At 68.5% G+C, this 25914-nt stretch carries 22 protein-coding genes; 9 read left to right on the top strand and 13 right to left on the bottom strand.

Annotated elements, in window-relative coordinates; all coding sequences use genetic code 11:
- Positions 1 to 31 precede the first annotated feature (31 nt).
- The 6 genes from gyrB to dnaA form a co-directional block, all read right to left on the bottom strand.
- Positions 32 to 2149 (bottom strand): DNA topoisomerase (ATP-hydrolyzing) subunit B, encoded by a 2118-nt coding sequence (gene gyrB, locus ACZ5VC_RS14605; RefSeq protein WP_469120397.1) that lies wholly within the window; start codon positions 2147 to 2149, stop codon positions 32 to 34.
- Positions 2150 to 2436: 287 nt separating this feature from the next.
- A complete protein-coding gene (locus ACZ5VC_RS14600; protein ID WP_469120396.1) occupies positions 2437 to 3060 on the bottom strand; it encodes a DciA family protein in 624 nt (207 codons plus the stop codon).
- Complete coding sequence (gene recF, locus ACZ5VC_RS14595) at positions 3057 to 4178, bottom strand: DNA replication/repair protein RecF (RefSeq protein ID WP_468708957.1); 1122 nt, start codon at positions 4176 to 4178, stop codon at positions 3057 to 3059. The genes ACZ5VC_RS14600 and recF overlap by 4 nt, the downstream gene beginning before the upstream one ends.
- Positions 4179 to 4234: 56 nt before the next feature.
- Positions 4235 to 5113 carry a phosphogluconate dehydrogenase (NAD(+)-dependent, decarboxylating) gene (gnd, locus tag ACZ5VC_RS14590; RefSeq protein ID WP_469120395.1) on the bottom strand — a complete coding sequence of 293 codons (879 nt, stop codon included), beginning with the start codon at positions 5111 to 5113 and terminating at the stop codon, positions 4235 to 4237.
- A 144-nt stretch (positions 5114 to 5257) separates the two neighbouring features.
- Complete coding sequence (gene dnaN / locus ACZ5VC_RS14585) at positions 5258 to 6388, bottom strand: DNA polymerase III subunit beta (protein WP_469120394.1); 1131 nt, start codon at positions 6386 to 6388, stop codon at positions 5258 to 5260.
- A gap of 911 nt (positions 6389 to 7299) precedes the next feature.
- Complete coding sequence (dnaA, locus tag ACZ5VC_RS14580; RefSeq protein WP_469120393.1) at positions 7300 to 9042, bottom strand: chromosomal replication initiator protein DnaA; 1743 nt, start codon at positions 9040 to 9042, stop codon at positions 7300 to 7302.
- 370 nt (positions 9043 to 9412) lie between these two features.
- Here dnaA and rpmH point away from each other — a divergent pair, with 370 nt between their 5' ends.
- From rpmH to ACZ5VC_RS14535, 9 genes are all read left to right on the top strand, one after another.
- Positions 9413 to 9550, top strand: coding sequence for a 50S ribosomal protein L34 (rpmH, locus tag ACZ5VC_RS14575; protein WP_006381191.1), 138 nt, complete (start codon positions 9413 to 9415; stop codon positions 9548 to 9550).
- 17 nt (positions 9551 to 9567) lie between these two features.
- A complete protein-coding gene (rnpA, locus tag ACZ5VC_RS14570; RefSeq protein ID WP_469120392.1) occupies positions 9568 to 9924 on the top strand; it encodes a ribonuclease P protein component in 357 nt (118 codons plus the stop codon).
- Between the two features lie 11 nt (positions 9925 to 9935).
- Positions 9936 to 10262 (top strand): membrane protein insertion efficiency factor YidD, encoded by a 327-nt coding sequence (yidD, locus tag ACZ5VC_RS14565; RefSeq protein ID WP_468708951.1) that lies wholly within the window; start codon positions 9936 to 9938, stop codon positions 10260 to 10262.
- A 3-nt stretch (positions 10263 to 10265) separates the two neighbouring features.
- Positions 10266 to 11540, top strand: coding sequence for a membrane protein insertase YidC (yidC, locus tag ACZ5VC_RS14560; protein WP_469120391.1), 1275 nt, complete (start codon positions 10266 to 10268; stop codon positions 11538 to 11540).
- Between the two features lie 13 nt (positions 11541 to 11553).
- Positions 11554 to 12069 carry a Jag family protein gene (locus tag ACZ5VC_RS14555; RefSeq protein WP_468708948.1) on the top strand — a complete coding sequence of 172 codons (516 nt, stop codon included), beginning with the start codon at positions 11554 to 11556 and terminating at the stop codon, positions 12067 to 12069.
- Positions 12070 to 12167: 98 nt separating this feature from the next.
- Positions 12168 to 12884, top strand: coding sequence for a 16S rRNA (guanine(527)-N(7))-methyltransferase RsmG (rsmG, locus tag ACZ5VC_RS14550; protein ID WP_469120390.1), 717 nt, complete (start codon positions 12168 to 12170; stop codon positions 12882 to 12884).
- 284 nt (positions 12885 to 13168) lie between these two features.
- The gene (locus ACZ5VC_RS14545; protein WP_469120805.1) at positions 13169 to 14242 is read left to right on the top strand and encodes a ParA family protein; all 1074 of its coding nucleotides are present in this window, start codon (positions 13169 to 13171) and stop codon (positions 14240 to 14242) included.
- Positions 14239 to 15336: a ParB/RepB/Spo0J family partition protein gene (locus ACZ5VC_RS14540; RefSeq protein WP_469120389.1), complete on the top strand. Its 1098-nt coding sequence runs from the start codon at positions 14239 to 14241 to the stop codon at positions 15334 to 15336. Before ACZ5VC_RS14545 ends, ACZ5VC_RS14540 begins: the two co-directional genes overlap by 4 nt.
- Before the next feature lie 298 nt (positions 15337 to 15634).
- The gene (locus tag ACZ5VC_RS14535; protein ID WP_468708944.1) at positions 15635 to 16252 is read left to right on the top strand and encodes a GNAT family N-acetyltransferase; all 618 of its coding nucleotides are present in this window, start codon (positions 15635 to 15637) and stop codon (positions 16250 to 16252) included.
- Between the two features lie 75 nt (positions 16253 to 16327).
- On the opposite strand, the gene trxA is transcribed toward ACZ5VC_RS14535, so the two are convergent.
- The 7 genes from trxA to ACZ5VC_RS14500 form a co-directional block, all read right to left on the bottom strand.
- Positions 16328 to 16684 carry a thioredoxin gene (gene trxA, locus ACZ5VC_RS14530; RefSeq protein ID WP_468709251.1) on the bottom strand — a complete coding sequence of 119 codons (357 nt, stop codon included), beginning with the start codon at positions 16682 to 16684 and terminating at the stop codon, positions 16328 to 16330.
- 29 nt (positions 16685 to 16713) lie between these two features.
- Positions 16714 to 17688: a thioredoxin-disulfide reductase gene (gene trxB / locus ACZ5VC_RS14525; RefSeq protein ID WP_469120388.1), complete on the bottom strand. Its 975-nt coding sequence runs from the start codon at positions 17686 to 17688 to the stop codon at positions 16714 to 16716.
- Between the two features lie 123 nt (positions 17689 to 17811).
- Complete coding sequence (locus ACZ5VC_RS14520; protein ID WP_469120387.1) at positions 17812 to 18717, bottom strand: anti-sigma factor; 906 nt, start codon at positions 18715 to 18717, stop codon at positions 17812 to 17814.
- A complete protein-coding gene (sigM, locus tag ACZ5VC_RS14515; RefSeq protein WP_469120386.1) occupies positions 18714 to 19418 on the bottom strand; it encodes an RNA polymerase sigma factor SigM in 705 nt (234 codons plus the stop codon). Before sigM ends, ACZ5VC_RS14520 begins: the two co-directional genes overlap by 4 nt.
- A gap of 23 nt (positions 19419 to 19441) precedes the next feature.
- Positions 19442 to 21124 carry a protein kinase family protein gene (locus tag ACZ5VC_RS14510; protein ID WP_469120385.1) on the bottom strand — a complete coding sequence of 561 codons (1683 nt, stop codon included), beginning with the start codon at positions 21122 to 21124 and terminating at the stop codon, positions 19442 to 19444.
- A 119-nt stretch (positions 21125 to 21243) separates the two neighbouring features.
- The gene (murJ, locus tag ACZ5VC_RS14505) at positions 21244 to 23430 is read right to left on the bottom strand and encodes a murein biosynthesis integral membrane protein MurJ (protein WP_469120384.1); all 2187 of its coding nucleotides are present in this window, start codon (positions 23428 to 23430) and stop codon (positions 21244 to 21246) included.
- A gap of 46 nt (positions 23431 to 23476) precedes the next feature.
- Positions 23477 to 25765: a DUF6049 family protein gene (locus tag ACZ5VC_RS14500; RefSeq protein WP_469120804.1), complete on the bottom strand. Its 2289-nt coding sequence runs from the start codon at positions 25763 to 25765 to the stop codon at positions 23477 to 23479.
- Between the last annotated feature and the right edge of the window lie 149 nt (positions 25766 to 25914).

Below are 25914 nucleotides of genomic sequence, written 5' to 3'. Positions count from 1 at the left end.
CAGTCCTTTCGTGCGGTCAGCTGAGACCGACTCAGATGTCGAGGAAGCGGACGTCCTTGGCGTTGCGCTGGATGAACGAGCGCCGCGCCTCCACGTCCTCACCCATCAGCACCGAGAACAGGTCGTCGGCCTGTGCCGCGTCGTCCAGCGTGACCTGGCCGAGCACACGGTGGTCCTGGTCCATGGTGGTGATGCGCAGTTCCTCGGCGTTCATCTCGCCCAGACCCTTGAAGCGCTGGATCGAGTCCTCGCGGATGCGCTTGCCGTTCTGCTTGCCGAGCTCGACGAGCGCGTCGCGCTCGCGGTCCGAGTACGCGTACTCGAAGTCGTCCCGGCCCCACTTGATCTTGTACAGCGGCGGGCGGGAGAGGTAGACGTGCCCCGCCTCGACCAGCGGCCGCATGAAGCGGAACAGGAAGGTGAGCAGCAGCGTGTTGATGTGCTGACCGTCGACGTCGGCGTCCGCCATCAGAATGATCTTGTGATAGCGGAGCTTCTCGATGTCGAAGTCCTCGTGGACTCCGGTGCCGAAGGCCGAGATCAGCGCCTGGACCTCGGTGTTCTGCAGGATCTTGTCGATCCGTGCCTTCTCGACGTTCAGGATCTTGCCCCGGATGGGCAGGATGGCCTGGTACATCGGGTTGCGGCCGGACTTGGCCGAGCCGCCGGCGGAGTCACCCTCGACGATGAAGATCTCGCACTTGGTGGGGTCGTTCGACTGGCAGTCGGACAGCTTGCCCGGCAGCGAGGCGCTCTCCAGGAGCCCCTTGCGGCGGGTCAGGTCGCGGGCCTTGCGGGCGGCCACGCGGGCCGTCTGGGCCTGGATCGCCTTGCGGATGATGTCCGCGGCCTCGTTGGGGTTGCGGTCGAACCAGTCCGTGAGGTGCTCGTGGACGACCTTCTGCACGAAGGTCTTGGCCTCCGTGTTGCCCAGCTTGGTCTTGGTCTGGCCCTCGAACTGCGGCTCGCCGAGCTTGACGGAGATGATCGCCGTCAGGCCCTCGCGGATGTCCTCGCCTGAGAGGTTGTCGTCCTTCTCGCGCAGCAGCTTCTTGTCGCGCGCGTACCGGTTGACGAGACCCGTCATGGCGGCGCGGAAGCCCTCTTCGTGCGTACCGCCCTCATGCGTGTGGATCGTGTTCGCGAAGGAGTAGACACCCTCCGTGTACTGCGAGTTCCACTGCATCGCGATCTCGGCGGAGAGCAGCCGCTCCTTGTCCTCGGCCTCGATGTCGATGACCGTGGGGTGGATCAGCTCGCCCTTGCGCGAGTTCAGGTACTTCACGAAGTCGACGATGCCGCCCTCGTAGTGGTACGTGACCGTGCGGACCTTCTCCGCCTCGCTCGCGCTCTCGGCGGCCTCGGGGTCGTCCGCGTCCAGGACGGCCTTCGCCGACTCCCGCTCGTCCGTCAGGCGGATGGTCAGCCCCTTGTTCAGGAACGCCATCTCCTGGAAACGCCGCGACAGCGTCTCGAACGAGTACTCGGTCGTCTCGAAGATGTCACCGTCGGCCCAGAAGGTCACCGAGGTGCCCGTCTCGTCGGTCTCCTCGTGGCGCTCCAGCGGCGCCATCGGCACGCCGAGCTTGTACTCCTGCGTCCAGCGGTGGCCGTCGGTCCGGATCTCCACGGCGACCCGCGTCGACAGCGCGTTCACCACGGACACGCCCACGCCGTGCAGACCGCCGGAGACCGCGTAACCGCCGCCGCCGAACTTGCCACCCGCGTGCAGGACGGTCAGCACGACCTCGACGGCCGGCTTCCCTTCCGACGGGACGATGCCGACCGGGATGCCACGGCCGTTGTCGACGACGCGCACACCGCCGTCGGCCAGGATCGTGACGTCGATCATGTCCGCGTGACCGGCCAGGGCCTCGTCGACGGAGTTGTCGACGACTTCCTGGACCATGTGGTGCAGACCACGCTCGCCGGTCGACCCGATGTACATGCCCGGGCGCTTGCGAACCGCGTCGAGGCCCTCGAGGACGGTGATCGCGCTGGCGTCGTACGAGGCAGTCACCTCGCCGTGCGAGGTGACGACCTCGGCCGCCTCTACGTTCTCTTCCGGCACGCCTTCGCCGGAGGTGGACGGAATGTTCTCGTTGGGGTTGCCGGAATCGGCCACGAAGCGCCCTTTCTGGCACAGCACGAGCCGTTCTCCGGGCAGGCGGGAGCGGCTGCGTCGTTCGACATGTTCCGCAGTAAGGCGGGATTGTCCTCCAGTCTACCGGTAGCGCTGACATGAATGGGGGTTTGCCGGTACCTGAGTCCGCATGTGCCGCCCTGAACCGGCGCGGCCCGACTCCCCATATCCGGGAAGGGGCTCCAAGAGGCTCTGACGGGCACCCAGCGCTTCGGGCTGTCACGGGTTGTGTGGGCGGGCGCACCGGAGCCGTTTTCCGCTCGCTCCTGGGTGCGGTTCGGCCGTCCGCTCCGCTATCCGTACGTGTCCCCGGGCCCTACCGAGCCCGGCGCACGAAGCGGTCCGTACCCCCGGCGCGGGCCGCCGGGGCCCAGCACCTTGATCAGCCGTACCGTCCCCTGACCGAGGTCCTCGTTCAGACGTGCCACCAGCCGGGGCGCCAGCAGGCGCAGCTGCGTCGCCCAGGCCGTCGAGTCGCACTGCACGGTGAGTACGCGCTCGTCCGGGTCCTCGTCGTACCGCAGAGGGACACAGTGCTTCGCGAGGTCGTCGCCGACGATCTGCGGCCAGCGGCCCATCACACCGCCCACCGCGGCCGGCGTCTCCCAGCCGCGCTCGGTGATCAGCCGGTTGATCGCGGCGCCGAGGGGCAGGGGGTCGCGCCCGTCCGCGCGGGCACCCGACCGCAGCCCGCCGCCGCGCTTGGCCTGCTTCTTCTGCTGCGCCGCCGCGCCGCGCGCCCGCGCCTGCTCCTTGGCGGCACGCAGGGCCACCCGCGCCAGGTCGACGCCCGACGCCTCTGGAACGCCGGGGGCCACGGGACCGCCAGGGCTCGCCGGCGAGCCCGGTGCGTGCGTCCCGGCGCCGGGCAGGCCGGAGCCCCCGGTGAGGTCCGGAAGCTCGGGGGAGTTGTTCATACGCGCTCGACCGCACCTTCCGCGACCGCGTACCGCGCGCCCGCCAGCACACCCGGCACATCGTCGTCGACCGCCGCCGTCACGAGCACCTGCTCGCCCGTCGCGACCAGCTCCGCGAGCCGTTCCCGGCGCCGCGCGTCCAGCTCGGCGAAGACGTCGTCCAGGACGAGCACCGGCTCGTTGCCCTCCGCCCGGAGCAGGTCGTACGACGCCAGCCGCAGCGCCAGCGCGTACGACCAGGACTCGCCATGGCTCGCGTAGCCCTTGGCCGGCATCTCGCCCAGCTTGAGCAACAGCTCGTCGCGGTGCGGTCCGACCAGGGTCACGCCCCGTTCGATCTCCTGCTTGCGGACATCGGCGAGCGCGGCGATCAGCTGCTCGTACAGCTCCTCGCGGGTGTGCGCGTCGCCCGCCGCGGAGCCCCGGTACTCCAGCGAGACCGGCCCGCCGCCCGGCGCCAGCTGCTCGTACGCCTTGTCCGCCAGCGGCTGGAGCGTCGCGATCAGGTCGAGCCGCTGGGCGAGCAGCTCGGCGCCCACCCGCGCCAGATGCTGGTCCCACACGTCGAGCGTGGACAGGTCCATCGACCGTCCGCCGTGGCGCCGCGCCATCGCGGCACTCTTCAGCAGCGTGTTGCGCTGCTTGAGCACCCGTTCGTAGTCGGACCGCACGCCCGCCATGCGCGGCGCGCGCGCCGTCAGCAGCTCGTCCAGGAAGCGCCGGCGCTCCCCGGGGTCGCCCTTGACGAGCGACAGGTCCTCGGGCGCGAAGAGGACTGTGCGGACGATCCCGAGTACGTCCCGGGGCCTTACCTGCGAGGACCTGTTGATCCGGGCCCGGTTGGCGCGGCCCGGGTTGAGTTCGAGCTCGACCAGCTGGGAGCGCTCGCCCTGGGTGACGGCGGCCCGGATGACGGCGCGCTCGGCGCCCATGCGGACGAGCGGCGCGTCCGAGGAGACCCGGTGGCTGCCGAGCGTGGCCAGATAGCCGACCGCTTCCACGAGGTTCGTCTTGCCCTGGCCGTTCGCCCCCACGAACGCGGTGACGCCCGGGTCGAGCGGAACCTCGACCCGGGCGTAGGACCGGAAGTCGGCCAGCGACAGATGCGTGACATGCATGATGTGCGCCGACCTTCCCCCGGCGTGGCCGTGCGCCGGAGCACACAGCCTGTGGATTACTTCTTCGACTCGACCGCGTGGCCACCGAACTGATTGCGCAGTGCGGCGATCATCTTCATCTGCGGCGAGTCGTCCTGGCGGGACGCGAAGCGCGCGAACAGCGAGGCGGTGATCGCGGGCAGCGGCACGGCGTTGTCGATCGCGGCCTCCACGGTCCACCGGCCCTCGCCGGAGTCCGCGGCGTAACCGCGCAGCTTGTCGAGGTGCTCGTCCTCGTCCAGCGCGTTGACAGCCAGGTCGAGCAGCCAGGAGCGGATGACCGTGCCCTCCTGCCAGGAGCGGAAGACCTCACGCACGTCGGTGACGGAGTCGACCTTCTCCAGCAGCTCCCAGCCCTCGGCGTAGGCCTGCATCATGGCGTACTCGATGCCGTTGTGGACCATCTTCGCGAAGTGGCCCGCGCCGACCTTGCCGGCGTGCACGGCGCCGAACTCGCCCTCGGGCTTCAGCGCGTCGAAGATCGGCTGGACCCGGGCGACATGCTCGGCGTCGCCGCCGTACATCAGCGCGTAGCCGTTCTCGAGGCCCCAGACACCGCCGGAGACACCGCAGTCGACGAAGCCGATGCCCTTGGCGGCGAGCTCCTCCGCGTGCTTCTCGTCGTCCGTCCAGCGGGAGTTCCCGCCGTCCACGACGATGTCGCCGGGGGAGAGCAGCTCGGCCAGCTCGTCGACGGTGGACTGGGTCGCGGCACCGGCCGGGACCATCACCCACACGACGCGGGGGCCCTTGAGCTTGCCCACAAGCTCCTCGAGGCTGTGGACATCCGCGAGGTCCGGGTTGCGGTCGTATCCGATGACGGTGTGGCCTGCGCGGCGGATGCGCTCACGCATGTTGCCGCCCATCTTGCCAAGACCGACGAGACCGAGCTCCATCAGAGATTCCTTAAGCGTCGTGTGCGGTTCGTACCCGCGTCCGAGCCTACGCCGGGGTGCGGGCGCACACCTGTGGGGTCAGCCGCTCAGTCGACCGCTCGGCCGACCCGCGCGAAACGCGGTCGGCCGGGCGGAGGAGCGGTCTCAGCCGCTGAGGCGGACCGGCATGATCAGGTACTTGTACGCCTCGTCGGCCTCGGCGTCCACGGCCGGCTTGCCGCTCAGCAGCGCGGGCTTGGTGGAGGTCGTGAAGGACAGCTGGGCGACCGGGGAGTCGATGGCGCTCAGACCGTCCAGCAGGAACGTCGGGTTGAAGGCGATCGAGATGTCGTCGCCCTCCAGGTTGGCGTCGACCCGCTCCACAGCCTGTGCGTCGTCGCTGGAACCGGCTTCCAGGATCAGCACGCCCTGCTCGAAGCTGAGCCGCACCGGGGTGTTCCGCTCGGCCACCAGGGCCACGCGCTTGACGGCCTCGACGAACGGGGCGGTCTCGATCACGGCGACCGAGTTGAACTCGGTGGGGAAGAGCGTCCGGTACTTCGGCAGGTCGCCTTCGAGCAGACGCGTCGTCGTGCGGCGTCCCGCGCCCTCGAAACCGATCAGACCCTCGCCCTTGCCGGAGCCCGAGAGCGCCAGGGTCACCGTGTCACCGCTGGTCAGCGCCTTGGCGGTGTCCAGCAGGGTCTTCGCGGGCACCAAGGCGACCGCGGACGCGTCCGGGGACTCCGGCTTCCACAGGAACTCGCGGACCGCGAAGCGGTAGCGGTCGGTGGAGGCCAGGGTGACGGTGTCGCCCTCGATCTCGATCCGCACACCGGTGAGCACCGGCAGCGTGTCGTCACGGCCGGCGGCGATGGCCACCTGCGCGGCGGCGGAGGCGAAGACCTCACCGGGGACGGTGCCGGTCGCGGTGGGCATCTCCGGCAGGGCCGGGTACTCCTCCACAGGCAGGGTGTGGAGTGTGAATCGCGACGAGCCGCAGACCACGGTCGCCCGTACACCGTCTGTGGAAATCTCCACCGGCCGGTTGGGAAGAGCGCGGCAGATGTCGGCGAGCAGTCGGCCGGAGACCAGGACGGTGCCGTCCTCCTCGACCTCGGCCTCCACCGAGACGCGGGCCGAGACCTCGTAGTCGAAGCTGGAGAAGCTGAGCGCGCCGTCCTCGACCTTCAGAAGAAGGCCCGCGAGTACGGGCGCCGGCGGACGGGCCGGGAGGCTGCGGGCCACCCAGGCCACCGCCTCCGCGAGTACATCGCGCTCCACCCGGATCTTCACCGGAACCGCCTCCTGCTGTTGCTGGCTCGCCCTGCTGGCTTTCGTCGTCTGGCTCGGTGTCTCCCCACCGGAGGCAGGGGACGTTGCCGGGGACCAGTCTGACGCACGCCGCCGACAGTCGGTGCGGCTCGGGGTCAAGTCGCTGCGAGGGGCCTCGGTGGCTCCGGGGCCGAGTTGTGCACAGGGCCTTCTTCGAAGCGAATTTCCCGGTAACTCTAAGTGGGAGTAGTAGTAGGGCCTGTGGAAACGGTGGATAACGTCGTTTTCGCTGGTCACTGCCCGTTTTTTGTCCACCGTGCCTGTGGGTGGGACCGGTGGACAACCGGCCCTTTCTGTGGACGCCGGAAAGTTCTGCACACCCGATGCACAGGCGACGGGGAGTTCTCCCCAGCCTCGTCCCCAGCTTTACCCACCTTCCCCACAGGCCAACCGACCACCTTGGTGTGACGGCTTTCACTCGAGCCGGTGAGGCCGGGCGTTTCGTTGCCGAACAGTGGACAGCGGTGTGGAGAAGCTGTGGGCAAGAGGGCTCTGCCTGTGGGCCGCCGGTGGACAACGCCGGTGCGCCCCTGTGGACAGATCATCTGTCCACAGACTGTGGAGCACGGTTGGTCACAAATCCACAAGGGTCTGACCTGGAATGATGATCTCTCGAGCGGGCTGCCTGTGGACACGATCTGGACAACCCACCGGTCCCCAGGCTGTGGACGGAGGATTCTCCCCACATCTGTGGAGAACGGCTCCCCGCGCCTCGGTATTCGAACAGGCCGGCGGCGCGCGTCCCCGCCCGGGCGCCCCCTCAACGCCGCCGGGGCGCCCCCCGTAACGAGGAGGGACGCCCCTTTCAACGACGAAAGACGCCCCGGAACGGTGTCCCGGGGCGTCCTCGGAGAGCTGTCTCAGCCGGCGTGTCAGCCGTTCTTGATGCGGTTGGTGAGCTCCGTGACCTGGTTGTAGATGGAGCGCCGCTCGGCCATAAGGGCGCGGATCTTGCGGTCCGCGTGCATCACCGTCGTGTGGTCCCGGCCGCCGAACTGCGCGCCGATCTTCGGCAGCGACAGATCGGTGAGCTCCCGGCAGAGGTACATGGCGATCTGGCGGGCCGTCACCAGCACCCGGCTGCGCGAGGATCCACAGAGGTCCTCCACCGTCAGCCCGAAGTAGTCGGCGGTCGCCGCCATGATGGCGCTCGCGGTGATCTCGGGGGCCGAGTCCTCGCCGCCGGGGATCAGGTCCTTCAGCACGATCTCGGTGAGCCCGAGGTCCACCGGCTGGCGGTTCAGGCTCGCGAAGGCCGTCACCCGGATCAGGGCGCCCTCCAGCTCGCGGATGTTGCGCGAGATCCGCGAGGCGATGAACTCCAGCACCTCCGGCGGGGCGTTGAGCTGCTCCTGCACGGCCTTCTTCCGGAGGATCGCGATCCGCGTCTCCAGTTCCGGCGGCTGCACATCGGTGGTGAGACCCCACTCGAAGCGGTTGCGCAACCGGTCCTCCAGCGTCACCAGCTGCTTGGGCGGCCGGTCGGAGGACAGCACGATCTGCTTGTTGGCGTTGTGGAGCGTATTGAAGGTGTGGAAGAACTCCTCCTGCGTCGACTCCTTGCTCGCGAGGAACTGGATGTCGTCGACCAGCAGGATGTCCACATCGCGGTAGCGCTTGCGGAAGGTGTCGCCCTTGCCGTCACGGATCGAGTTGATGAACTCGTTGGTGAACTCCTCGGAGCTCACATAGCGCACCCGCGTGCCCGGGTAGAGGCTGCGCGCGTAGTGCCCGATCGCGTGCAGCAGGTGCGTCTTGCCCAGCCCCGACTCGCCATAGATGAAGAGGGGGTTGTACGCCTTCGCGGGCGCCTCGGCCACCGCGACGGCGGCCGCGTGGGCGAAACGGTTCGACGACCCGATGACGAAGGTGTCGAAGAGGTACTTGGGGTTGAGACGGGCGTGCGGCTCGCCGGGGCCCGGCGCCTTGCCGGAGGGCGAACCCATGGACCCGGGGCCACCGCCCGGACCTCCTTGGGGGCCTCCGTGGCGCGGGGCCTGGGGGTCGGGCAGCTCGGCACGCTCCGGGCGCTGCTGCTCGTACTGCGGGCGGTCCTGGCTCTGCGGGCCGCGGTAGTCGTGCTGCGGCTGCTGGGCGCGCGGTCCTGTGTACGGGTCCCGCTCCTGGAACCCGCCCAGGCGCTGCTGCTGCCACAGGTCCTCCTGGACGCGCGGCCAGGAGCCGGGGTCGGGGCGCTGCTGCTGGTACTCCGGATAGGCGGGGCGCGCGGTCGGCAGCCCGTCGTCGGGCATCTGCTGACGGTGCCCGTAGCCGTCGTACGAGTCCTGGTGCGGGCGCTCGTCGTAGCGCGGCTGCTGCACGGGAGGCGCGGACTGCTCGCCGACCGACTCGTCGACGGTGATCGCGATACGGATCGGGCGACCGCACTCACGGCTCAGGGTGTCGCTGATCAGTGGCGCCAGCCGGCCCTCGAGGACGCGCTTGCCCCACTCGTTGGGGACGGCGAGCAGAGCGGTGTCCGCCACCAGCGCGAGGGGCTGGCAGCGCTCGATCCACTGCTTGTCCTTGGGCTCGATGCCCTGCTGGCCCTCCCCGAGGAGCTGATCCAGCACCCGTGGCCACACTGCGGCAAGATCGGCAGGTACGTCAGCCACAGGGCACGCTCTCTCGCAGGTCCCACGAATGTGTGGTTCTCGGGACGGTCTGTAAGGACAGGTAAGGACACAAGGGGAAAAGATTCGGAGTTCAGCCACGGTAGTCGCGGCGGCTGACGTGGTTCAAGTTGTTGTCCACAGCCTGTGCACAGTGTGCGGCACCCAGCGGTTGGTTTGACCGGATGGCGTAGCCGCGCGTACCGTAACGTGGTCGAGTTGTCGATGGCTGCTGCCGCCTGCCTCCGATGGGCAAAGATCACGGTCTGTGATCGTGAAGCGGTGCACTCGGGCGTATTGCGAGCTACTCGTGGGCGCACGGTGACAGCCAGGCGATGTCCCGCCACCAACGAATCATTTCTGGAGCCCCCGAGTGAGCAAGCGCACCTTCCAGCCGAACAACCGCCGTCGTGCCAAGACCCACGGCTTCCGTCTGCGCATGCGTACCCGCGCCGGCCGCGCCATCCTGGCGAACCGCCGTGGCAAGGGTCGCGCGAGCCTGTCCGCCTGACCGCTACAGGTCATGACGTGCTGCCTACCGAGAATCGGCTGAGGCGGCGCGAGGACTTCGCAACCGCGGTACGCCGAGGACGCAGGGCCGGTCGCCCGCTACTCGTCGTCCATCTACGCAGCGGTGCCACGGACCCGCACGCGCCTGGGGAGAGCGCTCCCCCGACGCGTGCGGGTTTCGTCGTGAGCAAGGCCGTGGGCGGAGCGGTCGTCCGTAACCAGGTCAAGCGGAGACTGCGCCACCTCGTTCGCGATCGGCTGCCCGGGCTGCCCCCCGGTAGCCTGGTTGTCGTACGGGCGCTGCCCGGAGCGGGCGACGCCGAGTACCCACAGCTGGCCCGAGACCTGGATGCCGCTCTTCAGCGGTTGCTGTGAGGGGGCATGCGATGAAGTACCCGTTGCTGGCTCTGATCAAGCTGTACCAGTGGACGATTAGCCCGCTTCTCGGACCTGTCTGCCGGTATTACCCGTCGTGTTCCCACTACGGATTTACGGCTATCGACCGGCATGGCGCGGTGAAGGGCACGGCCCTGACCGCCTGGCGCATCCTGCGGTGCAACCCGTGGTCGCCCGGTGGTGTGGACCACGTCCCGCCGCGCAAGCGCCCTCGTTGGCACGAAATGCTGCGCAACGCACTGCGTGGCGGCAAGGGCGGGCACTCAGCCGAGACGAGCCCGGCCGCAGAGACCTCGCCCAATGCTCAAGGAGCCTGATTAGTGGACACGATTGCCAGTTTTTTCAGCTTCATCACCACGCCTGTCTCATGGGTGATCGTCCAGTTCCACAAGCTGTACGGGGCGATCTTCGGGCCTGACACGGGCTGGGCCTGGGGTCTGTCCATCGTGTCCCTGGTGGTGCTGATCCGGATCTGTCTGATCCCGCTTTTCGTGAAGCAGATCAAGTCGACCCGGAACATGCAGGCGCTCCAGCCGAAGATGAAGGCGATCCAGGAGCGCTACAAGAGCGACAAGCAGCGTCAGTCCGAAGAGATGATGAAGCTGTACAAGGAGACGGGCACCAACCCGCTCTCCTCGTGCCTTCCCATCCTGGCGCAGTCGCCGTTCTTCTTCGCTCTGTACCACGTCCTGTCCTCGATCGCCGAGGGGAAGACGATCGGTGTCATCAACGAGCCGCTGCTCGACAGCGCTCGTGAGGCACACATCTTCGGGGCGCCGCTGGCGGCCACCTTCACGGACAGCGCCGCGAAGGTCGCTTCCCTCGACGCTTCGATCACGTCGGTCCGCATCGTTACGGCGATCATGATCATCATGATGTCGGCGTCGCAGTTCTACACGCAGCGCCAGCTGATGATGAAGAACGTCGACCTCTCGGTGAAGACCCCGTACATGCAGCAGCAGAAGATGCTCATGTACATCTTCCCGCTGATCTTCGCCGGCATGGGCATCAACTTCCCTGTCGGTGTCCTCGTCTACTGGCTGACCACCAACGTGTGGACCATGGGCCAGCAGATGTACGTGATCAACCAGAACCCCACCCCGGGCAGCAAGGCCCAGGACGCCTACCTGCAGCGGCTGCTGAAGAGCGTCACCGTGCACGGTGAGGTGCGCGGCCGTCGCCGGCGGAACATCGTCCAGGCCATCGTCGCCAAGGGCAGCGACCGCAACGAGAACGAGCGCCGCTTCTTCGTCGGCCTCTCCAAGGCCGGCTTCGCCGCACAGCCCGACGGGACGGTCGCCAGGAGCGAGACCGTCGCGACCGAGTCCGAGGCCGCCGGTGCCGCGAGGCGTCAGCAGCCCAAGCGCCAGACCAAGGCCCAGCGCCAGTCCGCCGCTGCCCAGAGCGCGGCCAAGGCCGCCGAGGACTCCGCGGCCTCCACCGAGGAGCCCAAGACCTCGCTGGAGAAGAAGGACGAGCCGCAGGACGCCAAGCCGAAGCAGGCGGGCAAGTCGCCCTCCGGCTCCTCACGCCAAGCCAAGTCCGGACAGCGCAAGGGCCAGCAGCGGCCCAAGCACCCGTCCTCCAAGAAGTAGAAGGAGTCCATCCGTGACGGAAGGCACCACCTCCGCGGCCGCCGCCGAGGGTGGCGACACCCTGACTCGCCTGGAGCAGGAGGGCGAGATCGCGGCCGACTACCTCGAGGGTCTGCTCGACATCGCCGACCTTGACGGCGACATCGACATGGACGTCGAGGCCGACCGGGCCGCGGTCTCGATCATCAGCGACTCGTCCGGCCGTGACCTGCAGAAGCTTGTGGGCCGCGACGGCGAGGTTCTCGAGGCGCTCCAGGAGCTGACGCGTCTGGCCGTGCACCGGGAGACCGGTGACCGCAGCCGCCTGATGCTGGACATCGCGGGCTTCCGGGCCAAGAAGCGTGCGGAGCTCGCCGAGCTGGGCGCCAAGGCCGCGAACGATGTGAAGCAGAGCGGTGAGCCGGTGAAGCTGGCTCCGATGACGCCTTTCGAGCGCAAGGTCGTGCACGACGCGGTCGCGGCCGCCGGACTGCGCAGCGAGTCGGAGGGCGAAGAGCCGCAGCGCTTCGTCGTCGTGCTCCCCGCCTGACGCCCCTTGTGTTGTCGGCCCCGTCTGTTCGCAGGCGGGGCCGATCTTTGTCAGCCTGATAGTCAGCCACCCCAGTGCGGTACGGAAGGATGGTTCCCGTGACGGAGGCAGCGGAGCTCCCCCAGGCGCCCGAACAGGCGCGGACGGTATTCGGTGAGTACTTCCCGGAGGCCGTTCGGTACGCGGAGCTCCTCGCGGACGCCGGGGTCAAGCGTGGCCTCATCGGCCCCCGCGAAGTACCGCGCCTGTGGGAGCGGCATCTGCTGAACTGCGCTGTGCTCTCCGAGGTCGTGCCTGAGGGCGTCACGGTCTGCGACGTCGGTTCGGGGGCCGGCCTGCCCGGGATCCCGCTGGCGCTGGTCCGGCCGGATCTGAAGATCACGCTTCTTGAGCCGTTGCTGCGGCGCACGAATTTCCTTCAGGAGGTCGTCGAACTCCTGGGCCTCGACCATGTGACGGTGGTACGCGGGCGTGCCGAGGAAGTGCTCGGCACGCTGGCCCCCGTCCATGTGGTGACGGCGCGCGCGGTGGCTCCGCTGGACCGTCTGGCCGGCTGGGGAGTGCCGCTGCTGCGCCCGTACGGCGAGATGCTGGCGCTCAAGGGCGACACCGCCGAGGAGGAGATCAACGGAGCACGGGCAGCCCTGAGCAAGCTCGGTGTGGTGGAAGCCTCAGTCCTGCACGTCGGTGAGGGCATCGTGGATCCCATGACGACCGTAGTGCGCGTAGAGGTCGGAGAGAGCCCCGGCGGAGTCCGCTTCGCCGCGAAGCGGGCCAAGGCCGCCCGTCCGAGCCGTCCCCGTCGCCGTCGCTGAAACCCTGAGTCCCTCGCTGTCCCGCCGGTCGGTACTGCCTATCAGCGATGCTCCATACAAGCTGCCATACGTATCCGCTGCGGAGTGTCGAGGCGGTCTCGTCGCGCTGCGCGTGCATCGTGTTTCACGTGAAACGTCGCTCACTGCTGCAGGGAATCATCAGCCGCGGCCGTGCGGCTGCCACGCCGCGCGACCGCAAGCCCCCCGTGAGGGTTACGGAATTGTCCACAGAGGGGGATTCATCCACAGATCCACGGGCCTCGCTGGTTCACGACCCCGAAAGCATGGCAGGCTCTGCTCATCGAGAGCCTGCAGCCGAGGAGAGTGAATCCTTGCGGTCCAACGCCAACATCGCGGGACCGATGACCGACCCGGTCCCCGGTCCCCGCACCGAAACGGCGGGGGAGGATGTTTCACGTGAAACACCGCCCCCGATGGATGACACCCCCATCGGCCGCGCTGCCCAGCTGGCAGTAGAGGCGCTGGGCCGTGCCGGCGAGGGCCTCCCAAGGCCTGAGCAGACGCGTGTGATGGTGGTCGCCAACCAGAAGGGCGGAGTGGGGAAGACGACCACCACGGTCAACCTCGCTGCATCGCTCGCACTGCACGGCGCCCGGGTCCTGGTCATCGACCTCGATCCGCAGGGAAACGCCTCCACCGCACTGGGCATCGACCATCACGCCGATGTCCCCTCGATCTACGACGTCCTGGTGGAGAGCAAGCCGCTCTCCGAAGTGGTGCAGCCCGTCACCGACGTCGAAGGTCTCTTCTGCGCCCCAGCCACCATCGATCTCGCCGGTGCGGAGATTGAACTGGTGTCGCTGGTGGCGCGGGAGAGTCGACTGCAGCGAGCGATCCAGGCCTACGAGCAGCCGCTGGACTACATCCTCATCGACTGCCCGCCGTCGCTCGGCCTGCTCACGGTCAACGCCCTGGTGGCGGGGGCCGAGGTGCTGATCCCCATCCAGTGCGAGTACTACGCCCTGGAGGGCCTGGGACAGCTCCTCAGGAACGTCGATCTGGTCCGGGGGCACCTCAACCCCACGCTCCATGTGTCGACGATTCTTCTCACCATGTACGACGGTCGGACCCGGCTCGCTTCACAGGTCGCGGACGAGGTGCGCACCCACTTCGGTGACGAGGTGCTGCGGACCAGCATTCCGAGATCGGTGCGTATCTCGGAGGCGCCGAGCTACGGCCAGACCGTCCTCACGTACGATCCGGGCTCCAGCGGCGCGCTGTCGTACCTTGAAGCGGCCCGGGAGATCGCGCTCAGGGGTGTCGGTGTGCACTACGACCCCCAGCATGCGCATGTGGGTCAGAACAATCAGCGAAGCATGTCGGAGGGGATCCAGTGAGTGATCGACGTAGAGGGCTGGGGCGTGGGCTCGGTGCGCTGATCCCCGCTGCGCCCCAGGAGCGGACGGTGCCTGCTGCCGGGGCGGGGGCAACCTCCCCCGGCGCGATTCCGTCGCTGAACCCGGAGCGCGGTGTGGCGGCCGCGAAGCTGGCGACGCTGGCGCAGACACTCCAGGCGCCGGAGATCACCGAGGTGGCACCGGAGCCGGAGATCGTGTCCGAGCCGGAGCCGGGAGCGCACTTCGCCGAGCTGCCGCTGGACTTCATTACGCCCAACCCACGCCAGCCTCGTGAGGTCTTCGACGAGGACGCGCTCGCCGAGTTGGTCACCTCGATCCGGGAGGTGGGCCTTCTTCAGCCCGTCGTCGTCCGCCAGCTCGGGGCCGAACGCTATGAGCTCATCATGGGTGAGCGCCGGTGGAGGGCCTGCCGAGAGGCCGGCCTGGAGCGCATTCCCTCTATCGTCCGCGCGACGGATGACGAGAAGCTTCTGCTGGACGCTCTCCTGGAGAACCTTCACCGGGCGCAGCTGAACCCGCTGGAAGAGGCGGCCGCCTATGACCAGCTGCTCAAGGACTTCAACTGCACCCATGACCAGCTGGCGGACCGGATCGGCCGCTCGCGACCGCAGGTCTCCAACACGCTTCGCCTGCTGCGTCTCTCCCCGCCGGTCCAGCGCAGGGTCGCGGCGGGGGTGCTGTCGGCCGGTCACGCCAGGGCGCTGCTCGCGGTGGAGGACCCGGAGGCGCAGGACAAGCTCGCGTATCGCATTGTCGCCGAGGGTCTGTCGGTGCGGGCGGTCGAAGAGATCGTGACGCTGATGAGCTCGGAAACCACCGCTGCGCCGAAGTCGAAGGGGCCGCGTGCTGGTGCCCGCGTGTCGCCTGCTCTCACCGATCTCGCTACCCGGCTCTCGGATCGCTTCGAGACACGCGTGAAGGTCGACCTCGGTCAGAAGAAGGGAAAGATCGTCGTCGAGTTCGCTTCGATAGAGGATCTGGACCGGATCCTCGGCACCCTCGCTCCCGGTGAGGGTCGGGTCCTGGAGCAGGGTCTCTCCGAGCAGGACACGGAGGACGACGGCAAGGGTTGAGCCGTCGCCATGGGTTGAGGGGGCGGGTTGTGGCCGGTGTTACCGGAACACGGCCCGCCCTTTGCTCTTGGACGGTATCCGCGTCATGGCCCGGTGGATACGATGCGTTCTGGTAGGCGCATCCACCGTGATCCATCGCAGAGGGAGGCGCGGGCATGCCAGAGGTGAGCCGAAGCCAACTGGTGACCGTCGGACTGGGACTGGGGGCGGTCGGTGGCTTCATCGGCAGCCTGCTCCGAGAACGGAGCGTTCTGACAGCCGCTCGTGATGCGGCCGGTATGGGAAGCGAGGATCAGCCTTGGGGCGTCGGCTTGTACCGCTCACGCTGGACAACCTTCCGGACCTTCCCAAGCGTTGCCGTGCGTGTGTCTTCTGGGAACTTGATCAGGTCAGCGGGGAAGCCGCGGTAAAGGCGGGCAGACCCGAACTGGAGAAGGAAGCCTGGATCTCGGCCGTACTGCTGGAGTGGGGCTCCTGTGGCCGGGTCGTCTATGTCGATGAGGTGCCGGTCGGCTTCGTGCTCTATGCGCCTCCCGCCTATGTGCCGAGATCCATGGCGTTCCCGACCAGTCCCGTGGCCCCCGACGCCGTGCAGCTGATGACCGGTTGGATCACGCCGGGGTATCAGGGACAGGGCCTGGGACGGGTGATGGTGCAGACCGTCGCCAAGGATCTGCTCCGCCGGGGTTTCAAAGCCATCGAGGCGTTCGGTGATGCCCGTTGGAAGGAGCCCGCGTGCGTGCTGCCCGCGGATCATCTGCTGGCTGTCGGGTTCAAGACCGTACGTCCGCATCCCACTTATCCGCGGTTGAGGCTGGACCTGAGGACAACGCTCTCCTGGAAGGAAGACGTCGAACTGGCGCTGGACCGGCTCCTGGGGGCTGTCCAGAAGGAGCCGGCACTGAGGCCGCTGTAGCGTCCGGGTAAGACGACGGCCCACCCCCGAGTGCGGGGGTGGGCCGTTCGTGTTTCACGTGAAACACGGAGGCGGTCAGGCCTTGGTGGCCTCGTCGCCGATGAAGCCCTCGAGGTCGCGGATGATCGCGGCCTTCGGCTTGGCGCCGACGATGGTCTTGGCGACCTCGCCGTTCTGGTAGACGTTCAGCGTCGGAATCGACATCACGCCGTACTTGGCAGCCGTGGCAGGGTTCTCGTCGATGTTCAGCTTGACGATCTCGATCTGGTCGCCGTGCTCAGCGGCGATGGCCTCCAGCGACGGGGCGATCTGGCGGCACGGGCCGCACCAGGCAGCCCAGAAGTCCACCAGGACGGGCTTGTCGCTCTTGAGGACGTCCTCTTCGAAGGAGTCGTCGGTCACAATCTTCAGGGCCACGGCGGCCTCCTTGATTTCGCGGGGTGTGGGGTGAGGAGAAGAGATCAGACCGCGGGGGTCTTCTCGGGCTCGGCCACCTTCTCGCCGTCGGCGAGGGCGGCCAGGTAGCGCTCGGCGTCGAGGGCCGCGGAGCAACCGGTGCCCGCGGCGGTGATCGCCTGGCGGTAGGTGTGGTCGACGACATCGCCGGCGCCGAAGACACCGGTCAGGTTCGTCCGCGTCGACGGGGCGTCCACCTGCAGGTAACCCTCGTCGTCCAGGTCCAGCTGACCCTTGAACAGCTCCGTGCGCGGGTCGTGCCCGACCGCGATGAACAGACCGGTCACCGGCAGCTCGGAGGTCTCACCGGTCTTGGTGTTCCGCAGCGTGAGGCCGGAGAGCTTCTGCTCGCCGTGGACCGTGGCGACCTCGCTGTCCCAGGCGAACTTGATCTTCGGGTCGGCGAAGGCGCGGTCCTGCATGGCCTTGGAGGCGCGCAGGGTGTCCCGGCGGTGGACGATGGTGACGGACTTGGCGAACCGGGAGAGGAAGGTGGCCTCCTCCATCGCGGTGTCGCCGCCACCCACCACGGCGATGTCCTGGTCCTTGAAGAAGAACCCGTCGCAGGTGGCGCACCAGGAGACACCGCGACCGGACAGGGCGTCCTCGTTCGGCAGGCCGAGCTTGCGGTGCTGGGAGCCGGTTGTCACGATGACGGCCTTGGCGCGGTGGACGGTGCCGACGGTGTCCGTGACGGTCTTGATGTCGCCCGTGAGATCCACGGCCACCACGTCGTCCGGGACGAGCTCGGCGCCGAAGCGCTCTGCCTGGGCCCTCATGTTGTCCATCAGGTCCGGACCCATGATGCCGTCACGGAAGCCGGGGAAGTTCTCCACGTCGGTCGTGTTCATCAGGGCCCCACCGGCGGTGACGGCACCTTCGAAGACCAGCGGCTTCAGCGACGCGCGCGCCGTGTAGAGCGCGGCGGTGTAACCCGCGGGCCCGGAGCCGATGATGATCACGTTACGGACGTCGCTCACGGGTTTCTTCCTCGTCTCTGCAGACTGCCTACTGCCACGGGGTCGGGTCAATGACTCTCACCCCACCCAACGGATCCTACGGGGCATGCATTCCCTCGGGAGCCAGTGGCGGGCAGTGTGTATTCAGGAGCGAGGATAAGAGGTGGTCAGCAAGATCTCTGCCGCACCGTTCCCGCCGGAGTCGACGCAGGTGGCAGCCATCACATAGGCCTGGACCTTGGCGCTGTCCGTGGGATGCGGGAGAACGACGAGGTAGGCCTGCTCGCCGCGGTAGACGCCCCTCTCGACACCCAGAGCAGCGTCGGGGCGGCCCGTACCTGCCTGGACGCATTCCGGCACCGTCGTGTCCGTGCTGAGCATCGTCTTGGGAGGACCGGATTCGCTGGAGAGCGAGTCGCCCCGCTTCTGGCCGGACTCGCTGGGCGTCTTCCCGCCCTCCGTAGCCAGAAGACCATGAACCCGGTCCCGAAGCACCTCGCCAGAGAATCGCGCGTTGTCGGGTGCGCTGACGGCGGTATCTGCCTTCTTGCTCCCCGCGCTGTCGCCGGAGTCCTGGATGGACTGGAGGAAGAACACGCTCATCCCCACCGCAGCGATGCCGAAGGCCGCGCCCAGGGCGGCTACCCGGCGGCGCCGGGTCCGGTGGCCGCGACCGGGGCCCGTGGCGGCGCGAGGGTGTCCCGCGGGGCGGGGCGCCGATGCCACTTCGTGCGGGATCTCCGGGCGGGCGATCGATGTTTCACGTGAAACATGAGTCGAGGACTCTGGAGCCGTGGCACTGAGGAGAGCTTCCGCTGCCAGGGCGGCGTCAATGCGGCCGGCGATATCGGCGGGCATCCGCGGGGGCCCGGGCAGAGTGCCCAGAAGCCCTCGGATCTCTTCCAGGGAGGTGCGGACATCGGCGCAGAGCGGACAGACCTCGAGATGCTGGCGTACATCCGCCGTGCGGGACGGCGAGAGCAGCCCCTCGGTGAGATCGGAGATCTCCGAGACGTCCGGGTGCTGAGTCGTATCGGTCGTCGATGTCACGCGCGGCCACCTCCGCCCTTCACAGCAGCAGGACCGCTTGGTCCTGATTCCCTTGGCCCCGACACCGGTGGGACGGATGTCCCTGGCGTCCGGTTCCTTCCCCCGTCGGGACGGTCGCTACCCATGGAGTCGGCGCGCAGATGAGTGAGCATCGGGAGAAGGCGGGCCCGGCCGCGTGCGCAGCGGCTTTTCACTGTTCCGGTGGGGACGTCGAGGACTCGGGCGGCCTCCGCCACGGGGTAGCCCTGCATGTCGACCAGGACGAGCGCCGCCCGCTGGTCGGGGGGAAGCTTCGACAGGGCCGCCAGTAGCTCGCGGTGGAGGTCATGGCGTTCCGCAGGGGCCTCGGCCGACTCGTGCGGTTCGAGAAGCTGCTCCAGGCGCTCGGTGTCCTCGACGGGCGAGGTCTTGCGGGAGGCCGCCTTGCGAGCCCGGTCGAGACAGGCGTTGACGGTGATCCGGTGCAGCCAGGTCGTGACGGCCGACTGACCGCGGAAGGTGTGGGCGGCCCGGAAGGCGGAGACAAGAGCGTCCTGGACCGCGTCAGCGGCCTCCTCGCGGTCCCCCAGGGTGCGCAGGGCGACGGCCCAGAGCCGGTCGCGATGGCGGCGTACGAGCTCACCGAAGGCGTCCGGATCGCCAGCGACATGAAGCGCCAGGAGATCCTGGTCGCTCGTGTCGCCGTGTATGGCGTCGTCCAACGGTGAGCCCCCTCCCTGCGCCGTCAGCTGGTGATCTTGATGTTCGAGATCTTGCCGCGGAAGCCACCGTCGTCCGAGGGCAGCTCCGTCAGCCAGATCAGAACGTACCGCGTCGTCGCCGGGGCGCCCGGCTTGAGCGTCACGTTGGTTCCGGAACCGGTCGCGAGCTTGGTGAAGGAGCCGGGAGCCGACGGCTGCTGGTCCTTGGCGTCGGCCGGGGCGGCCCGCAGCTCGACGGAGGTCGAACCCTGGAAGGTGACCTCGACGGATCCGACCCGCTGGACCTTTCCGAGGTCCAGGACGATCCCGACGCCCTCCTTGAGCCGGCCGAAGTCCGCGCTGAAGTAGTTCGCCGTCTGCCAGAACGACCCGGGGTCACCGTCGTACGCGTTCTCTATGCTCCGGGAGTTCTCGCTCTGGTCTCCCAGCGGGTCGAAGTCATGGGCGGCGACAATGGCGACCGGCCTTCCGCCCTCGGTCTGCTTCTTGTCCTCGCCCTGCTCCGGCTGGGTGGTCTGCGCCGGCTCCACCTTCTTCTCGCGGTCCAGCAGAGCATCGGCCACCTGCCAGCTGCCGAGTCCCAGGGCGGCGATGAGCAGTGCGGACACGGCCCATTTGAGCGCCTTGCCGGTCCGGCTCTGCAGCGGGGGTGGCGGGGTGGGCACCGGCTGGGTGACAGAGGTGCCGGGACGCGGCTGAGGACGGCCGTAAGTGCCCTGCTGATAGGTGGTGCGCTGGTACTCGGGCGGAGAGGTGAACTCGGGCTCGGGCGGCCGGATCCGCGGCATCGAGGCGACTGCCTTGGCCAGCTCGTCCGGCGTAGTGCACGGAGGCTCCTGCCGGGACGCCGTGGCACCGTCGTTGACCAGCGCGCGCATGGCGATCTCGGACAGGCCGCGGTGGACGCCCGCGCGTACCTGGTCGGGAGGGAGCAGCCCGACTCCCTTGGGGAGCCCGGTGAGACCGTAGGCATCACTGTCGTACGGCCAGCGCTGGGTCAGCGCCGCGTACAGCAAGGCGCCGATCGCCTCGGTGTCGGTGCGCTGTGGCCCCTCGGAACTGATGCCCCGCAGGGCTGCGTTCACGGCGAGGCCGCGGATGCGGTACTGCCCCGAGGAACTGCGCAGCACGGCACTGGGCGTCAAACGGAGATGCGCCAGGCCCTCGCGGTGCGCGGCGGCCATGGCCTGCGACACCTGCGTGACCAGTTGGTAGGCGTCATGCGCCTCCAGCGGCCCGGCGGCGAGGAGCGCGGTGAGCTCCGTGGCGTCGGGAAGCCACTCATGGACGACGTAGACGAGATCGTCCTCCTCGACGGCGTCCAGGACTTGCACAAAGCGGGGGTCGCCGAGAAGCGCGGACGAGCGGGCAGCGGCGAGTACCGAGCGGGCCCTCGGGTGGTCCGCGGGCAGCAGATGAACGCCGACGGCGCGGCGAAGTTTCTCGTCCACGGCACGCCAACTGCTGAAACCGTCCAGACGGGTGACGCACTCCTCGAGCCGGTAGCGTCTGGCGAGTTTGTGGCCGCTGTGCAGCTCGGGTGTCGTGATCGCGGGCTGCTCGCCGCCCTGGTCCTGTGCGGACTCGTCCGCCGTGTCCTGCGCTTCCGCCGCCCCGTCGGTCGTGGCCTTGTCCGCCTTGGCGGCCAGCGGGTCATCCCCGCTGTTGTCGGCCACGTCGACGGCAGCCGTGCTACGTTCCGCCACCGTCGTTCCTGCCTCCCCATCCGTTGCGCATATCCAACAGCCATGCCAATTGTGCCCACAGTCTGCTGCAGTGCACGACACACGGCAGCCGACGATGGTTGTGCGGGACGGTGAACGCCTCAGCGTCCGAGGCGGCCGCGCACCATGCCGACCAGCGCGTTCAGCTCCGCGATGCGCATCCTCTTCGCCGCGACGAAGAAGACCCCCAGCAGGACCACCCCGCCGGCGACCAGCGCCGCGAGCGAACCGAGAGCCCCTTCACCGAGCGCCTTGAGAACCGCGAAGCCCGCGGCGCCACCCACCACGGCGGCGGGCAGTGAGGCCATGCACAGACGTGCGTAGGTCCGCATGATGTGGGCGCCGTCGAGGTCGCCGCCGAGCCGGTTGCGCAGCCTGCGCCAAGCGACGCCCACGCCGACCGCGTAGGCGAGGCCATAGGAGCCGGCCATGCCCACGACCGCCCACTGGGCCGGAAGAACGACGTAGCAGGCCGCGGAGGCCGCCGCGTTGACGGCTGCCACGATCACCGTGTTGTAGAACGGCGTCCTGGTGTCCTCGTAGGCGTAGAAGCCGCGCAGAACGACGTACTGCACGGAGTAGGGAATCAGGCCGAGACCGAACGCCATGAGGATGAAGCCCATGCTCTGGGCGGCCTGCACGCCGCTGGACGCGTAGAGCAGGGTGCACATCGGCACGCCGAGGGCGAGGAACGCGAAGGCGACGGGAACGATGGCGACGGCCGAGTTCCGCAGGCCCTGCGAGATGTCGTCGCGGACCGCGCCCGGGTCGTCGTCATGGGCGGCACGGGAGATCCTGGGCAGCAGGGCCGCCATCACCGAGACGGTGATGATGGCTTGTGGCATGCCCCAGATGAGCTGGGCATTGGAGTACGCGAGGAAGCCCGCGCCGTTCTTGCCGGATGCCTCACCGGCGGCGGTGGCGAGCTGGGTGACGACCAGGACACCGGCCTGGTTGGCGAGGACGAACAGTACGGTCCACTTGGCCAGCTTGACCGTCTTGCCGAGGCCGTGGCCCTTCCAGTCGAAACGGGGGCGGAAGCGGAATCCCGTTTCGCGGAGGTAGGGGATCATCGCCAGCGCCTGGACGGCCAGACCGAGGAGGGTACCGACGCCGAGGAGGCGGATGCCCTCGTCCGGGATCGTCTGCACGCCCATGTGCGACTCGGCCGAGGTGCCGTAGACCCAGATGAACAGCCCGAACGTGACGATCATGACGATGTTGTTGAGGACCGGGGTCCACATCATCGCGCCGAACTTGCCACGTGCGTTGAGGATCTGACCCATCACCACATGCACACCCATGAAGAAGATGGTGGGCAGGCAGTAGCGCGCGAAGGTGACGGCGACGCTGTTGGCCGCCTGGTTGTCGGCGATGGTGCTCGACATCAGACGGATCAGCAGCGGTGCGGCGAAGACGGCGAGGGCCACGATGGCGCCAAGGGCCACCATGACGAGGGTCAGCAGCCGGTTGGCATACGCCTCGCCGCCGTCCTCGTCGTTCTTCATCGAACGAACCAGCTGCGGGACGAAGACCGAGTTGAGCCCTCCGCCGACGGTCAGGATGTAGATCATCGTCGGGAGGGTGTACGCCACGGTGAAGGTGTCACCCAGCAGCGCGGCACCCAGCGCGCCGGTGATCACCAGACTCCGGACGAAGCCCGTGAGGCGGGAGACGAGCGTGCCGGCCGCCATCACGGCGCTGGACTTCAGCAGGCCGGAGGCGCGGCCGCCGGACTTCTTCGGTGCGGGCGCGGGAAGGGGCTCCGGCGTCGGCTCCGGAGAGGGCGAGGAGGGCTGCCCGGGGGTCTGCTGGTCGCGGTAGAGATGCGCGAACGCGTCCGGCTCGGGCTCCTCGTCGCCGGCCCGGGTGACCAGGTCGTCCACACCGGTGAACTGGACGGTCCTGGCGTCGTCACCGTAGGGAAGGTGACGGGAGGGCCCGTCGGGCTCGGGCGCCGGGGTCTGCGCCCACACTCGGGGATCCGGGCCGTACTGCGGGGCGGGAGGCTGCTGGTAGAGCGGCTGCGGCTCCTGGTAGGTGCCCGGCGGCGGCGGCGGGTGCGCGGCGCGGTCGTAGAGAGCCTCTTCCACCGGGTCCTGAGCAGCCAGATCTCGAGCCTGATAGGGATCGTGGTCGTAGGCGTCCTGGACGTACGGGTCCGGAGCCTGCGGAGGCGAAGGAATGGGGAGCGGGCCTCCCGCGAGAGGTGTCTCGGGCGTTCCCGCGGAAGGCGCGCTGCCGCCGCCCGCGCCCTGCCCGCGGTCACCGTCGTACGGCGCGTTCATGGTTTACCCCACCTCATCGTCCCCGGCCGGCCGGCCACGACATCGCTCAACGGTCCACTTTCTCACCCGTGCCCGACGGGTCACCGCTTTCCGGACCGGTGTCCGGCGCAGGGTCACTCGGCTGCTCGGGATCGTCGCTCTCCGTGGCATCCACAGTGGCGTTCCGGGCTGCGGCTCGCTTGCGCTGGGTGTACATCCTGATGCCCGCGAGAACGAGCAGGAGCACACCGCCCGCGATGACAAGCATCACCGTCGGCGTGATCTCCGAGACCTTGACGGTGAAGGTCATGGGCTGACCGTACGGCTTGCCGTCCGCCGTGAACAGCTGCGCCGTCATCGGTACCGGACCATTGGCGTTGGCCGAGGCTGTGAATTTCACCGATTGGCTGTGGCCGCCGTTGATTTTGACCGGCTGTTCGGCGACGGCCTCTCCGCCGTTGAGCTTGAGGCGGGTCGGCTTTGTGGACGTCAGGCGCAGCACGAGGTGGTCGACGCCCTGGACCAGCTTGTTCTGGACTGTCACGGGGATCGTGGCGCTGCGGCCCGACAGGGTCAGGTCCGACTTCTCGATGAGCTGCACCTCTGCGGTGAGGCTCTTCAGATAGGCGAGGACATCGCTGCGGTACTGGGCGGCCGCAGGCGCGTGGCCTCGCCAGGACGTCGACATCTCACGGCTGATCGCATTGCCGAAGGGCGTCACCACCCGGTAGGCGGCGGTGAGGATGACCTTGAAGTTGTCCAGGGTCTCCTGCGTGCTCTTCATGTCCCGGAACGCCTGGACCGGCAGTTCCCGCTTGCGCAGCCGCTCGGGGTACTGAGAGGCGCGGGGCACGCGGGTCTCGGCGTCCGTGTCGGGCTTCACCGCGGCCGCGGCGATGAGGTCCAGGGGCTGTGTCCAGCGTTGCGCGGACAGCCCCCGCAGGGCGGCGGCCATGCTCTGGGCCTGCGTGGCGGTAGGCAGCCGCTGCGGGGCCACGACCACATTGCGCTGGTTCTCGGGCTCCTGGTGGGTCACAGCCAGCGTCTGGGCGAGGAACCTCTGGACCGCGAGGGTGGTGTTGCCCGACTGGCTCATGTCGCCCTCGAAGGCGGTGGAGAGCGAGGCGTCCGAGACGACAGCGGTCCGGCCGCCGCCGATCGGGCGCGCGGCGGTGGGGGTGTACGGCAGGTCGTCCCGGAGGCTGTCGCTGCGCGCGATCACCTTGTGCGCGCCGGCGGAGGTGGCGACATCCACGATGGACGGGTCGATGGCGCCCTCCACCGGCCAGGCGAAGTCGACGGACGGCGTCACATGGAGGATGGTCTCCACCGTCGTCTCGGCCACCGCGGTGGCCGGCTGCAGGTGCCGCAGGGAGCCGGACACGTCCTTGCCCCGGTGTGCCAGGGACGCCAGATCCGGGTCGGCGAAGGGAAGGGCGACAACCTTGCGGCCGGCCACCGCCTTCTCCAGGGCGCTGAGCCACTGCTCCGCGACGGCCTGGTTCTTGCCCGGAACGTCGGTCGTCCCTTCCTTGACGCGATAAGTCCTGGTCATCGCGTCGACGGTGGCGAGCAGATCCGGGTCGATGACCCAGGTGACCGGAAGATCCTTGCCGAGCGCGACCATCTGCTCCAGTCGCCCGCCCGGGGCCAGCTCGGCGGCCAGGTCGTCGTTCTCGAAGACCGGGGTCTGCTGATCGTCCGAGCCCGTCTGCGCCGACAGATGGGTCGCCGCGATCAGTGGCCACATATAGGTGAGCTGGGTCTTCTTCTCGGTGGCTTCCGGCTGCCACGGCAGGAAGGTCCGCTCGATGCCGAGCACTCTGTTGCCCGACTGGCCCGGGGCCTGGCCCGTGAGGGAGACACCGACCTGATAGACGCCCTCGTCGTCGAGACCGAGTTCTTCGACCGGAACGCTGATGCTGAAGTCCTGGCTGATCCCGGCGGCGAGCGGCGGGACGGCGACGGTGTATTCGTCATCGAGCACCGCGGGGTCGGTGCCTGGGCTGAAGCCGGTGCGCCCCGCGGCCTCGTCGATGGAGCTGCGGCTCGAGAGGCGCGGCCCGACCCGAAGGTCCACATGACCGCCCGTGACCGTCTGCTTACTCTGATTCGTCACCGTGCCGGTGATCGTGAGCGTGTCGCCCTTCAACGGGGCACTCGGCGAGAAAGTGTCGAGGGACACATCGACGGTCCGTGAGCCCGTGGGGTCATCGACGGCAGGCGCGGCGGCCACGGTAGGACCGTTCAGCAGACCGGCCAGCAGGGGGGCTCCGGCGGCAAGTGACGCCGCCCGCAGTAGCCACCGTCGGGCAGGAGAGGGACCGGTGCCCTGGATGTCTGCCGCCTCGGCCACGCGTTCGCCCATCCCTCGTCATTGTCAGTGGTGCCGGTGGTTGTCGGTTGCTGTGTCCACGCATGGTAACGAGGCACGCTGTGGCTAAGTGCCGCGGACTGCTCCACGTGATCGGAAAGGGAGGTCCGGGGCCGCCATGAAACGGGGAC

Source organism: Streptomyces sp. NPDC033174, from assembly GCF_055577795.1.
Note: the sequence above shows the minus strand (reverse complement) of the source record. Positions and strands in the feature narration are given on the sequence as shown.

Excerpts from the sequence above, each read along its gene's own strand:
- ACZ5VC_RS14600 (WP_469120396.1), bottom strand. The coding sequence starts at position 3,060 with ATGAACAACTCCCCCGAGCTTCCGGACCTCACCGGGGGCTCCGGCCTG.
- recF (WP_468708957.1), bottom strand. The coding sequence starts at position 4,178 with ATGCATGTCACGCATCTGTCGCTGGCCGACTTCCGGTCCTACGCCCGG.
- gnd (WP_469120395.1), bottom strand. The coding sequence starts at position 5,113 with ATGGAGCTCGGTCTCGTCGGTCTTGGCAAGATGGGCGGCAACATGCGT.
- yidD (WP_468708951.1), top strand. The coding sequence starts at position 9,936 with ATGAAGTACCCGTTGCTGGCTCTGATCAAGCTGTACCAGTGGACGATT.
- ACZ5VC_RS14545 (WP_469120805.1), top strand. The coding sequence starts at position 13,169 with ATGGCAGGCTCTGCTCATCGAGAGCCTGCAGCCGAGGAGAGTGAATCC.
- murJ (WP_469120384.1), bottom strand. The coding sequence starts at position 23,430 with ATGAACGCGCCGTACGACGGTGACCGCGGGCAGGGCGCGGGCGGCGGC.